Source organism: Inquilinus sp. OTU3971 (genome assembly GCF_038440215.1).
On record NZ_JASATH010000229.1, the window covers coordinates 1 to 12187 of the forward strand.

Annotated in this window: 10 protein-coding genes; 8 read left to right on the forward strand and 2 right to left on the reverse strand. The window is 70.1% G+C overall.

The genetic code is table 11. From position 1 onward, the window contains the following. Positions 1-477 precede the first annotated feature (477 nt). From AAHM41_RS35260 to AAHM41_RS35290, 7 genes are all read left to right on the forward strand, one after another. Positions 478-1233 (forward strand): FadR/GntR family transcriptional regulator, encoded by a 756-nt coding sequence (locus AAHM41_RS35260; RefSeq protein WP_342241307.1) that lies wholly within the window; start codon positions 478-480, stop codon positions 1231-1233. Further along, entirely contained in the window at positions 1217-2257 is a 1041-nt protein-coding gene (locus AAHM41_RS35265) for an ABC transporter ATP-binding protein (RefSeq protein WP_342241308.1), read from the forward strand. The genes AAHM41_RS35260 and AAHM41_RS35265 overlap by 17 nt, the downstream gene beginning before the upstream one ends. After that, complete coding sequence (locus tag AAHM41_RS35270; protein ID WP_342241309.1) at positions 2254-3327, forward strand: ABC transporter ATP-binding protein; 1074 nt, start codon at positions 2254-2256, stop codon at positions 3325-3327. The genes AAHM41_RS35265 and AAHM41_RS35270 overlap by 4 nt, the downstream gene beginning before the upstream one ends. Positions 3328-3351: 24 nt before the next feature. After that, complete coding sequence (locus AAHM41_RS35275; RefSeq protein WP_342241310.1) at positions 3352-4848, forward strand: ABC transporter substrate-binding protein; 1497 nt, start codon at positions 3352-3354, stop codon at positions 4846-4848. Positions 4849-5053: 205 nt separating this feature from the next. Further along, on the forward strand, positions 5054-6001 hold the full coding sequence (locus tag AAHM41_RS35280) for an ABC transporter permease (protein ID WP_342241311.1): 948 nt from the start codon (positions 5054-5056) through the stop codon (positions 5999-6001). Next, a complete protein-coding gene (locus AAHM41_RS35285; protein ID WP_342241312.1) occupies positions 5998-6885 on the forward strand; it encodes an ABC transporter permease in 888 nt (295 codons plus the stop codon). The genes AAHM41_RS35280 and AAHM41_RS35285 overlap by 4 nt, the downstream gene beginning before the upstream one ends. A gap of 10 nt (positions 6886-6895) precedes the next feature. After that, positions 6896-8701 (forward strand): gamma-glutamyltransferase family protein, encoded by a 1806-nt coding sequence (locus AAHM41_RS35290; RefSeq protein WP_342241313.1) that lies wholly within the window; start codon positions 6896-6898, stop codon positions 8699-8701. A 221-nt stretch (positions 8702-8922) separates the two neighbouring features. On the opposite strand, the gene AAHM41_RS35295 is transcribed toward AAHM41_RS35290, so the two are convergent. Together AAHM41_RS35295 and AAHM41_RS35300 are read right to left on the reverse strand one after the other, a co-directional pair. Further along, positions 8923-9552 carry a hypothetical protein gene (locus tag AAHM41_RS35295; RefSeq protein ID WP_342241314.1) on the reverse strand — a complete coding sequence of 210 codons (630 nt, stop codon included), beginning with the start codon at positions 9550-9552 and terminating at the stop codon, positions 8923-8925. A gap of 275 nt (positions 9553-9827) precedes the next feature. Next, positions 9828-10991, reverse strand: a complete 1164-nt coding sequence (locus AAHM41_RS35300; RefSeq protein WP_342241315.1) for a mandelate racemase/muconate lactonizing enzyme family protein — start codon at positions 10989-10991, stop codon at positions 9828-9830. Between the two features lie 109 nt (positions 10992-11100). Between AAHM41_RS35300 and AAHM41_RS35305 the strand changes: the two genes are divergently transcribed. Next, complete coding sequence (locus AAHM41_RS35305) at positions 11101-11988, forward strand: LysR family transcriptional regulator (RefSeq protein WP_342241316.1); 888 nt, start codon at positions 11101-11103, stop codon at positions 11986-11988. Positions 11989-12187: the final 199 nt, after the last annotated feature.

Here is a 12187-nt window from a genome sequence, read left to right on the forward strand (position 1 = left end):
TAAAAAAGCTCACTTCGAGATGTGTGAATCCGATAGCCCCTTGCGGGAGGGGGCAAGGGGGAGGGGTTTGGCGGGACGCCACCAGGGCTGACATCGAAGAATCGCTGCGCCCGCAGCAATCCCAGCCAGCCTTACATCGCCTCTCTTCGATCGACACCCCCTCCTCCTGCCCCCTCCCGCGAGCTAGGGGAGGGGGAGAGTGAATGGCAGCATTCGGCCGGCTTAAAGGACCGCAGCCGCTGCATCGACGCGACCACCCAGGAAACCATTTGCAAATTGGTTCCCTTTGCGCTTGGCTGTTCGGCAAGACGAAGCGGCGTCGCGCGTCATGATCGATCCTCAGGGTCGGCGGACCGGGCGTCCTCAAGCCCAACAGGGAATGGCAGATGGCTCGGAGCCGGAATGGCGGACGCAGCCTTTGGGAGACCAATGGCTGAAGTGGTTTCATCCGAATCCCCCATATCCACGTCGAGCGGCGTGTCGAACTCCAGCGTGGCGCTGGAGCGGCTGCGTGCGCTCTTGGACGCCGAGGGCGACCGCGCCGAATGGCAGTTGCCGACCGAGCGCGACCTGGCGGCCCGCATCGGCGTCGGCCGCCGGGCCGTGCGCCGGGCGCTGGAGGTGCTGGAGGCCGAGGGCCGGATCTGGCGCCACCAGGGCAAGGGCACCTTCGCCGGCCAGCGGCCGCCGGTGCAGCCGCATCTGATCGCCTCGCTCGCCGACCGCACCAGCCCGCTGGAGGTGATGGAGGCGCGGCTGAACATCGAGCCGGCGCTGGCCCGGCTGGCGGCGCTGAAGGCCTCGCCCGACAGCATCGCCGCGCTGCGCCGGATCGAGCGCAAGACCGCGGCCAGCATGGACAGCGACGGTCACGAGCTGTGGGACAGCGCCTTCCACCGCCACATCGCCGAGACCGCCGGCAACGGCCTGTTGCTGGCGCTGTTCGACTGCATCGACCGGATCCGCCAGTCGCCCTCCTGGCGCCGGCTGCGCGAGGCCGCGCGCAACCGCATCCGCCTGCGCGCCTATACCAGCCAGCATGGCGAGATCGTCGCCGCGATCGCCCGGCATGACGGCGCCGGGGCCGAGGCGGCGATGCGCCGCCACCTGCTGGCGCTGCACGCCAATCTCGAGGCCGCGATGCATGGCGAGCCGGCGCCGCAGGATGCGGTGCAGGAGCGGACCGCCCGTCCCAGCGACAGCACGGAGGCGGCCGATGGCCTCGGTCTCTGACGCCCGCATCGCCCGCGCTCCGGCCGCCGCCGCGGAGCCGGCGCGCGAGACCGTGCTGGAGGTGCAGGATTTCGCCCTGTCCCTGTCGCTCGGCGCCAACCTGGTCGAGGGCGTGTCCTTCTCCGTCGCCCGCGGCGAGACGCTGTGCATCGTCGGCGAATCCGGCTGCGGCAAGAGCATCACCGCGCTGGGGCTGATGGGCCTGCTGCCGCCGGTGGCGACCGTTACCTCCGGCACTGCCCGGTTCGAGGGCCGCGACCTGTTCCAGCTGACCGACCGGCAGCGCGCCGACCTGCGCGGCAGCCGGATGGCGATGATCTTCCAGGAGCCGATGACCAGCCTGAACCCGGCCTTCACCATCGGCGACCAGATCGCCGAGGGCATCCGCCGGCACAAGCCCTTGGGCAAGGCCGAGGCGCGCGACCGGGCGCTGGAGATGCTGCGCCGGGTGCGCATCCCGGCGCCGGAGAAGCGGCTGGACGCCTATCCGCACCAGCTGTCGGGCGGCATGCGCCAGCGCGCCATGATCGCCATGGCCCTGGCCAACGACCCGCAGCTCTTGATCGCCGACGAGCCGACCACCGCGCTGGACGTCACCATCCAGGCCCAGATCCTGGCCCTGGTCCGGCGGCTGCAGGACGAGACCGGCACCGCCATGATCCTGATCACCCACGACCTCGGCGTGGTGGCGGAGGTCGCCGACCATGTGGCGGTGATGTATGCCGGGCGGATCGTCGAATCCGGCCCGGTCGACGCCATCTTCGAGGACCCGCAGCACCCCTACACCATCGGGCTGATGGGGTCGGTGCCGTCGCTCGGGCGGCGCGAGGGGCGCCTGGCCACCATTCCCGGCACGGTGCCGCCGGCCGACCGCATGCCGCCGGGCTGCCGCTTCGCCCCGCGCTGCCCCTTCGCCGAGCCGCGCTGCACCGCCGAGGCGCCGCCCGCCAAGCCGGTCGGCCCCGACCACCACGCCGCCTGCTGGTTCGCCCCGCTGGAGCAGCACGCCGGAGGTGCCGCGTGACCGACACCGCGCTTTTGGAAGGCAAGGGCCTGGTCAAGCGCTTCGGCGGCGGCCGCAGCCTGCTCGGCGGCTCACCGCTGGTGCATGCCGTCGACGGCGTGTCGCTGGCGATCCGGCCGGGCGAGACCTTCGCCGTGGTCGGTGAATCCGGCTGCGGCAAGTCGACCCTCGGCCGGCTGCTGCTGCGGCTGATCGAGCCGACCGCCGGCCAGGTGATCTATCGCGGCCGCGACCTGACGGCGCTGCCGGCGAAGGAGATGCGGGCGCTGCGGCGCGAGCTGCAGATCATCTTCCAGGATCCCTACGCGTCGCTGAACCCGCGCATGACCGTCGGCGACATCATCGGCGAGCCGATCTGGCTGCACGGCCTGGGCGGCGGTACCGAGCGGCGGGACAAGGTGGCGGAGCTGCTGCGCATCGTCGGCCTGCTGCCGGACCATGCCGGCCGCTACCCGCATGAGTTCTCCGGCGGCCAGCGCCAGCGCATCGGCATCGCCCGCGTCCTGGCCGGGCAGCCGGTGCTGATCGTCGGCGACGAGCCGGTTTCGGCGCTGGACGTCTCGATCCAGGCGCAGGTGATCAACCTGCTGGAGGAGCTGAAGGAGCGCTTCGGCCTGACCCTGGTGATCGTCGCCCATGACCTGGCGGTGATCCGGCACATGAGCGACCGGGTGGCGGTGATGTATCTCGGCGAGATCGTCGAGCAGGCGCCGGTCGACGCGCTGTTCGACGCGCCGCTGCACCCCTACACCCAGGCGCTGATGAAGGCGATCCCGGTGCCTAGCCCGGCCGGCCGCCGGCCGAAGACCCTGCTGCAGGGCGACGTGCCCAGCCCGACCGCGCCGCCGCCCGGCTGCCGCTTCCACACCCGCTGCCCGCACGCCAAGCCAATCTGCTCCGAGGTCCGGCCGCAGGCGGAGGAGGCCGAGCCGGGGCGCAGCGTCGCCTGCCATTTCTGGCGCGAGATCCAGGATGCCGGGGCCGGTGCCCTGGCCGCGCCGCCCACGCCGCCCCGCCTGGCCGCGCGGCTGTCGCTGTACCGCGCCCGCCAGGCCGCGGCCCGTCCATAAGAAATCGAACAGGAGGCTCATTCCATGCGCGCACGCCCCATTCTTCTCATGCTCGCCGGCCTGCTGCTCAGCGGCACGGCCTATGGCCAGACCACGCTGCGGGTCGGCCTCAATGAGGATCCCGATGTGCTGGACCCGCACCGGGCCCGCACCTTCGTCGGCCGCATCGTCTTCGCCTCGCTCTGCGACAAGCTGATCGACATCAACCCCGAGCTCGGCTTCGTGCCGAAGTCGGCGACCAGCTGGGCCTGGAGCGACGACAACCTGACCCTGACCTTCACCCTGCGCGAAGGCGCTACCTTCCAGGATGGCGAGCCGATCGACGCCACCGCGGTGAAGGCCAATCTCGACCGCGCCCGCACCCTGCCGGACAGCCTGCGCAAGAGCGAGCTGGCCTCGGTCGCCGATGTCGTCGCGGTCGATCCGAAGACGGTGGCGATCAAGCTGTCGCGGCCCGACGCCACCCTGCTGGCCCAGCTGTCCGACCGCGCCGGCATGATGCTGGCGCCGAAGGCCTTCGAGAATTTCGGCCAGAAGCCGGTCTGTTCCGGCCCCTACAGCTTCGTCGAGCGGGTGCAGAACGACCGCATCGTGCTGCAGAAATACGCCGGCTATTGGGACGCCGCGAACTACAAGATCGACAAGGTGGTGTTCCAGCCGATCCCGGACACCACGGTGCGCCTGGCCAATCTGAAGGCCGGCGACCTCGACATGCTGGAGCGGCTGGCCCCGTCCGATGTCGAGGCGGTGAAGGCCGATCCGGAGCTGCAGTTCGTTCCGGTCACCGGCATCGGCTACCAGGGCATCACCATCAACACCGGCAACGGCGACCGGGCGAAGAACCCGCTGGGCCAGGACAAGCGGGTGCGCCAGGCGCTGGAGCTTGCGATCGACCGCGACGCGATCAACCAGGTGGTCGGCGCCGGCATCTACCCGCCGGCGCAGCAGCCCTTCCCCAAGGCCAGCCCGTATTTCAGCGACAAGTTCCCGGTGCGGGCCCGCGACCTGGAGAAGGCCAAGCAGCTGCTGAAGGAGGCCGGGCATGAGCGGGTGTCGTTCGAGCTGGTCTTCGGCACCGGCACCACGGCGCAGCAGATCGCCGAGCTGATCCAGGCGATGGCGTCGGAGGCCGGCTTCGACATCAAGCTGCGCGCCACCGAATTCGCGGCGATGATGAAGGAGACCCAGCAGGGCAACTTCCAGGCCGAGCAGACCGGCTGGTCCGGCCGCGTCGACCCGGACGGCAACATCCACCAGTTCGTCACCTGCAAGGGCAGCCTGAACGACGGCAAATACTGCAACGCCGAGGTCGACAAGCTGCTCGACGCCGCCCGGCAGACGCCGGACCAGGCCAAGCGCAAGGCGCTGTACGACCAGGCCCAGGCCATCCTCGAGGACGAGCTGCCGATCATCTACACCTACTACCAGCCCTGGCCCTTCGTGCTGTCGCAGAAGGTGAAGGGCTTCACCGCCTATCCCGACGGCATGATCCGCCTGAAGGGCATGAGCATCGAGGGCTGAGGATGCTCGCGCTCTCTCCCGCCATGCTCCTTCAATCCTCCCCCTCCCCCTGCGGGAGGGGGCCGGGGGGAGGGGTGTCTCTCCGCCCGCGCCGGCTGAGCCAGACGGGACGCATTGGCGCCGACGGAACCACCCCCTCCCCCTACCCCCTCCCGCAAGGGGAGGGGGAGGATAGGTTTGGCGTGGCGTCGGGGATTTTCCACCCATGACCCGGATCATCCTGCGCCGGCTGATGGTGGCGCTGCCGACCATGATCCTGGTGTCGATGCTGGTCTTCGCCCTGCAGAAGCTGCTGCCGGGCGACCCGGTGCTGGCCATGGCGGGGGAGGAGCGCGACCCGGCGGTGCTGGAATATCTGCGCGACAAGTACCGGCTGAACGACCCGATCCCGGTGCAGTATTTCGCCTGGATCGGCCAGGTGGTGCAGGGCGATTTCGGCATCTCGCTGCGCACCGACGCGCCGGTGACCGAGCTGATCGCCCAGAAGCTGCCGGTGACCATCCAGCTGGCCGCCATGGCCATGGTCTTCGCCCTCTTGATCGGCATCCCGGCCGGCATCATCGCCGCGGTGCGCAAGGGCACGACGGTCGACTACGCGGCCAACATCTTCGCCCTGTCCGGCCTGTCGATCCCGAATTTCTGGCTCGGCATCATGCTGATCCTCCTGGTCTCGGTGGAGTGGCGGCTGCTGCCCGCCTCCGGCTACGTGCCGCCGTCGCAGGACCTGTGGCTCAGCCTGAAGACCATGCTGATGCCGTCCTTCGTGCTGGGCAACGCGCTGGCCGCGACGCTGATGCGGCACACCCGGTCGGCCATGCTCGGCGTGCTGCGGTCGGACTACATCCGCACCGCCCGGGCCAAGGGGCTGCTGGGCCCCGCCGTGGTGCTGAAGCACGCCTTCCGCAACGCGCTGGTGCCGATCGTCACCCTGGTGACGCTGCTGTTCGGCGAGCTCTTGGCCGGCGCGGTGCTGACCGAGCAGGTCTTCACCATCCCCGGCTTCGGCAAGCTGATCGTCGATGCCGTGTTCAACCGCGACTACGCCGTGGTCCAGGGCGTGGTGCTGTGCACCGCCATCGGCTTCATCGTCATGAACCTCCTGGCCGATGTGCTGTACATCCTGATCAACCCGCGGCTGAGGTACCCGTCATGACCGCGCCCGCAGTCGTTCAGGGTGGCCTGAGCGCCGAAGCCCCCGCCCGGAAGCGGCGCAGCCGCGGCCTGCAGAAATTCCTGCGCAACAGGAGCGCGGTGGTCGGCGCGATCCTGGTGCTGGCCTTCGTGCTGCTCGCCATCCTGGCGCCGCTGGTGACGCCGCAGGACCCGCTGCAGACCAGCTTCACGGCGATCCGCAAGGCGCCGTCGGCCGCGCATTGGCTGGGCACCGACGATCTCGGCCGCGACATCTACACACGCCTCGCCTACGGCGCCCGGTCCTCGCTGATGGCCGGGGTGATCTCGGTCGCCATCGCGCTGGCCGTCGGCGTGCCCTTCGGGCTGATCGCCGGCTACTATGGCGGGCTGGTCGACGGCGCCATCTCGCGCGCCACCGAGGCGATGCTGGCCATCCCGTTCCTGATCCTGGCGATCGCGCTGGCCGCCTTCCTCGGCCCCAGCCTATCCAATGCCATGATCGCGATCGGCCTGTCGGCGATGCCGATCTTCATCCGCCTGACCCGCGGCCAGGTGCTGAGCGTGAAGACCGAGGACTATGTCGAGGGCGCCCATTCGATCGGCCTGCCGCATCGCTGGATCATCATCCGCTACATCCTGCCGAACGTGATGCCGCCCTTGATCGTGCAGGCGACGCTGACCATCGCCACCGCCATCATCGCCGAGGCCAGCCTGTCCTTCCTCGGCCTCGGCCAGCAGCCGCCGAGCCCGTCCTGGGGCTCGATGCTGAACACCGCCAAGAACTTCATGAGCCAGGCGCCCTGGATGTCGATCTTCCCAGGCGGCGCGATCTTCCTGGTCGTGCTGGGCTTCAACCTGCTGGGCGACGGATTGCGCGACGCCCTCGACCCCCGCGAAAGCTGAGAGACCAGCCATGTTCACCACCCGTCCCGAACTGCTCGGCACCTTCGGCATGGTCACCTCGACCCACTGGCTCGGCAGCGCCGCCGGCATGGCCATGCTGGAGCGCGGCGGCAACGCCTTCGACGCCTGCGTCGCCACCGCCTTCGTGCTGCAGGTGGTGGAGCCGCACCTGGTCGGCCCCGGCGGCGACGTGCCGGTGGTGTTCCATTCGGCGGAGACCGGCAGGACCGAGGTGCTGTGCGGCCAGGGCACCGCCCCGGCCGGCGCCACCATCGCCCATTACAAGGGCGAGGGGCTGGAGCTGATCCCCGGCAACGGGCTGCTCGCCACCGTCGTCCCCGGCTCCTTCGGCGCCTGGATGGTGCTGCTGCGCGACTACGGCCTGCTGACCGTGCGCGACGTGCTGGAGCCGGCGATCCACTATCTCGAGGGCGGCCATCCGATGCTGCCGCGAGTCGCCGACACCATCGCCGGGCTGAAGGACTTCTTCGAGACCGAATGGCCGAGCTCCGCCGCCGTGTTCCTGCCGGGCGGGTCGGCGCCGAAGGCGAAGCAGCTGTTCCGCAACCCGGCTTTGGCCGAGACCTGGAAGCGGATCATCCGCGAGGCCGAGGCCGCCGGCCCCGACCGCCAGCGCCAGGCCGACGCGGCCTATGCCGCCTTCTACCGCGGCTTCGTGGCCGAGGCGGTCGACCGGTTCTCGCGCAACACCGAGGCGATGGACGAGAGCGGCCGGCGCCACCGCGGCGTCATCACCGGCGACGACATGGCCCGCTGGGCGCCGCTCTACGAGCCGCCGCTGACCTACGACTATCACGGCCACACCCTGGCCAAGATCCGGCCCTGGGGCCAGGGCCCGGTGTTCCTGCAGACGCTCGCTTTGCTCAAGGACATCGACATCGCCTCGATGGGCCCGGCCAGCGCCGATTTCGTGCACACCGTGGCCGAGGCGATGAAGCTCGCCTTCGCCGACCGCGAGGTCTATTACGGCGACCCGGATTTCGTCGACGTGCCGGTCGAGGCGCTCTTGTCCGACGCCTACAACGACGCCCGCCGCGGCCTGATCGGCGCCACCGCCTCGCGCGAGCTGCGGCCGGGCCGGGTGCCGGGCTACGAGCCCCAGGTCGACCGGGTGATGGCGGCGCTGGAGCGGCTGTCCAAGGTCAGCGGCACCAGCCTGGAAGAGCTGGCGGCGAACGAGCCGACCATGGCCGACATGCTGTCGGCCCGGCGCGGCGACACCGTCCACATCGATGCGGTCGACCGCTGGGGCAACATGGTGGCGGCGATGCCGTCGGGCGGCTGGCTGCAATCCTCGCCGGTGATCCCGGAGCTCGGCTTCATGCTGAACTCGCGCGCCCAGATGTTCTGGCTGGAGCCCGGCCTGCCGGCCAGCCTGGAGCCCTTCAAGCGGCCGCGCACCACCCTGACGCCCTCGCTCGCGCTGCGCGACGGCAAGCCGTACATGGTGTTCGGGTCGCCCGGCGGCGACCAGCAGGAGCAGTGGCAGCTGCAGCTGTTCCTGCGCCATGTCCATCACGGGCTGAACCTGCAGGAGGCGATCGAGCAGCCGATGTTCCACACGGCGCATTTCCCGAGCTCCTTCTATCCGCGCGAGCGCAAGCCCGGCCACCTGCTGGCCGAGGAGAGCTTCGGCCCCGCGGTGCTGGCCGAGCTGCGCCGCCGCGGCCATGACCTGGAGGAGGCGCCGGCCTGGACCGTCGGCCGCCTGGTGGCCGCATCCCGCGACTCCGACGGCCTGCTGCACGCCGCCGCCACGCCCCGGCTGATGCAGGCTTATGCGGCGGGGCGGTAGACGGTCGGGCTCGCGCGGCGAGACCGGGTGAGGGCGGGTCCCGGCCTCGACACCCCCCTCAACCTGGGGCGCAAGCGCCTCCGACCTCTCCCGTGAACGGGAGAGGCAAAAACCCGGATCTCGTAGGTTGGGTTCGCGGTAAGCGAACCCAACAGAGGTGCGGCGGCGAGATGTTGGGTTCGAAGGCGAACCCAACCTACGCGGCCGTGCCACGCCGGCCCTCAACTGCTGTCCGGTTTCCACGGCTTCGGCATGGGCCGGCCGGTGTCGGACTCGTCCGACGGGCGAGGCCAGTCGGGCTCGGGCCGAGCGGCCGCGGTTTCGGCATGAGTATCGGGCAGGAGATCTTCGGGCAGGCAGTCGGAGGTCTCGGCGGCGGCGGCGCCGTCCCAGTCCCGCGGCAGCAGGGCCGCGTCCAGGTCGCGGCGCTCCTCCGCCTCCTCGGCCGGTTCGAGCTCGGCCTCCGGGCGCTCGCTCTCGGTCAGCGATTCGCGCGGCTCCGCCGAGGGCTCGCCATCCTTGGGCCCGGCTGCCGGCGCGGCCTCGGCCGGCGCGACCTCGGCTGCCGCAACGTCGGTCGCTTCCTCAGCCGGCGTGGGCTTCGCCTTGCCGTCCCTGCGATCCTGGTAGTTTTCGCGGACCCGCTGGCTCATCGCGATCGACAGCCGCACCGAGCGGGCCAGACGCACCTGCGCCAGCGCGAAATCCGGCTTCGTCCGCGTGATCGGCGTCGCCATCTGCTCGGTCTCGGTCATCCGGGCCGAGCGCAGGCCGATCTCAACCAGCTCGCCCAGGGAGCCCAGCGCCCAGCGCGTCCAGGCCAGGTCCGGATCGACCGGCCCGTCATCCAATCCGCAATCCTGGGGCGTCATCTCCATGGAACATAGCATGAACGGACACGATCGATAATACTACTGCGATCGTGTTTATTGTGGAGAACCAGCGGGTTGCGTCTGCCGCGAGTGGGACCTTCTGACAATACCCATCCCTCACCGTCATTGCGAGGAGGCGAAGCCGACGAAGCAATCCAGGGGCCGGTGCGAGCGGCCCTGGATTGCTTCCCCCGGCTCAAGGCCGGGGTCGCAATGACGGTATTGGGATCCTGAAGTTTCGTGAGCGAGGGCCCCTACTCCGCCAGCTCCCGCATCACCTTGATCAGGTCGGACTTACCCTCGAAGCCGATGCCCGGCAGGTCCGGCATGACAATGTGGCCGGCTTCGACCCGCACCCCGTCCGGGAAGCCGCCATAGGGCTGGAACAGGTCCGGGTAGCTCTCATTGCCGCCAAGGCCGAGGCCGGCGGCGATGTTCAGCGACATCTGGTGCCCGCCATGCGGGATGCAGCGCGACGGCGACCAGCCGAGCTGCGCCAGCACGTCGAGGGTGCGGAGGTATTCCACCAGCCCGTAGGACAGGGCGCAGTCGAACTGCAGCCAGTCGCGGTCCGGCCGCATCCCGCCATAGCGCAGCAGGTTCTTCGCGTCCTGGTGCGAGAACAGGTTCTCGCCGGTCGCCATCGGCCCGGGATAGAACTCGGACAGCGCCGCCTGCAACGCATAGTCCAGCGGGTCGCCGGCCTCCTCGTACCAGAACAGCGGATAGTCCCGCAGCATCCTGGCATAGGCGATCGCGGTCTCGAGGTCGAAGCGGCCATTGGCGTCGACCGCCAGCCGCGCCCCGCTGCCGATCTCCGCCAGCACGGCCTCGATTCGGCCGCGGTCCTCGGCGATCGGCGCGCCGCCGATCTTCATCTTCACGACGGTGTAGCCGCGGTCGAGATAGCCGCGCATCTCCGCCCGCAGCGCCGAATTGTCCTTGCCGGGGTAGTAGTAGCCGCCCGCCGCGTAGACGAAGACGCGGGGGTCGGCCTCCCGGCCCTTGCGCTGCGCCAGCAGGCGGAACAGCGGCTGGCCGGCGATCTTGGCGACGGCGTCCCACACGGCCATGTCGATGGTGCCGACGGCGACCGAGCGCTCGCCATGCCCGCCCGGCTTCTCATTCGCCATCATCGCCGCCCAGATCCGGTGCGGGTCGAGATTGCTTCCTTCGTCGTCGATCAGGCTGGCCGGGTCCGCCGCCAGGATCCGGTCGCGGAAGCGCTCGCGGATCAGCCCGCCCTGGCCGTAGCGCCCGTTCGAGTTGAAGCCGTAGCCGACCACCCGGCGGCCGTCGCGCACCACGTCGGTGACCACGGCCACCAGGCTGGTGGTCATCTTGGAGAAGTCGATATAGGCATTGCGGATCGGGGAGGCGATCGGCTTGGTGACCTCGACGACGTCGACGATGCGCATGCTGTATTTTCCTTCTGACCAGGGCCCGTTCGTGATCGAGGAATAGGGCCCGACGGCCGGCACCGCCAATGCTGATGGCGAGATTGCTTATAACGGATCGGCATAAACGATGGACCTGAACTGGCTGGAGGATTATCTCGCGCTGGCGGAGACGCTGAGCTTTTCCCGCGGCGCGGCGCAGCGCCATGTCACCCAGCCGGCCTTCAGCCGCCGGATCCGCGCCCTGGAGGACTGGGTCGGCACGCCGCTGTTCCTGCGCACCACCCATCAGGTCGCGCTGACCCCGGCCGGCGAGCAGTTCCGCGCCCAGGCCGAGATCCTGGTGCGGGCCCTGCACCAGCTGCACCGCGACACGCTGGAGGCCGCGCGGAAGGGGGCGCCGCCGCTGTCGATCGCGGCCACCCACGCCCTATCCTTCACCTTCTTCCCGAGATGGATCCGCCGGACCGACGCGGCCGCCCGGCTGGGCAGCCTCAACCTGGTCTCGGACAGCCTGCAGGCCTGCGAGCAGATGATGATCCGCGGCGACGTGACCTTCCTGCTGTGTCACGTCCATCCGAGCCTGGCGACGCGCTTCGACGGGCGTCCGTTCCGCAGCGTCGTGGTCGGGCATGACGTGCTGGTGCCGTTCAGCGCGCCGGCCGGCGGCGGAGCGCCGCGCTGGGCCCTCGGCGGCCCGGCACCGCCCCGCTATCTCGGCTACAGCGACCAGTCGGGGCTGGGTCGGATCCTTGCGGGAACCTGGGAGGCGGCGGGCGACGGGCCGGCCCTGCAGCCGGTCTTCACCTCGCATCTCGCCGCCACGCTGCAATCGATGGCCCGGAACGGCGACGGCTTGGCCTGGCTGCCGCAGACTCTGGCGGAGGAGGACGCCGCCGCCGGCCTGCTGGTCGAGGCCGGCGGCCCGGAGCATCAGGTGCCGATCGAGATCCGGCTGTTCCGCCCGGTGTCGCGGCAGAGCGAGGCAGCCGAGACCTTCTGGGCTGCTGTCGCCTAGGCCGGGATGAGTTCAAGCGAGATCGGGTTGTCCCGATCGCACCATGAGTCCCCCCTCCCCTCGCGGGAGGGGGTTAGGGGGAGGGGGTTTTCGACGCCAACTGGTCTGATCCCCGTGATCTGTCCGGCGGTGAAGCCTATCCTTTGCGCATTCGCGCGCGGACGCGCGCAGACCCCTCCCCCTGCCCCCCCCCCCCCCC